The organism is Pseudomonas agronomica, assembly GCF_025917275.1.
GTDB classification, from domain to species: domain Bacteria; phylum Pseudomonadota; class Gammaproteobacteria; order Pseudomonadales; family Pseudomonadaceae; genus Aquipseudomonas; species Aquipseudomonas agronomica.
In genome coordinates this window covers 1-486 of record NZ_JAOSHO010001037.1, presented here as the reverse complement: position 1 = coordinate 486, position 486 = coordinate 1, and the positions used below count along the sequence as shown (strand labels likewise).

Annotated in this window: 1 protein-coding gene; it reads left to right on the top strand. The window is 59.5% G+C overall.

Translation table 11 applies throughout. The features are described 5' to 3' along the window. On the top strand, nt 1-408 hold a 408-nt coding region (locus OC610_RS28775), incomplete at its 5' end, for a FadR/GntR family transcriptional regulator (RefSeq protein WP_264433194.1). Nucleotides 409-486: the final 78 nt, after the last annotated feature.

Genomic DNA, 486 nt, shown 5'->3' with positions numbered 1-486 from the left:
CAGGCTGCCGGCATGGCCGCCGAACGCGCCACGCCCGAAGCCCTGGCCGAACTGGCCCAGGCGCTGGAAGCGTTGCTGCAAGGGCCGGAAAAATCCGGCACCACCATCAATGCCGATTTCCAGTTCCATTTGAAAATCGCCAAGGCGGCCGGCAATTACTACCTGATCGATATCATGAAGCACCTGGGCACGAAGCTGATCCCGCGTACCCGAATGAACTCTGCCTATTCGGGGCAGAGTGATCGCAGCGCCTACCTGCAGGGAATCAATGCCGAACACCAACAGATTTTCGATGCCATCGCCAGTCGCAATATCGATGCGGCGCGGGCGGCCATGTATTTGCACTTGAGCAACAGCCGCATGCGCCTGTGTGAAACCCAACAACGCCAGGCGTTCTACAACGAGTAACCCCCGCAGTTTTGTGGCTGCAGGGACCACAGCATTTGTATCCTCCACCGCCCCCTGTGGGAGCGAGCTTGCTCGCGA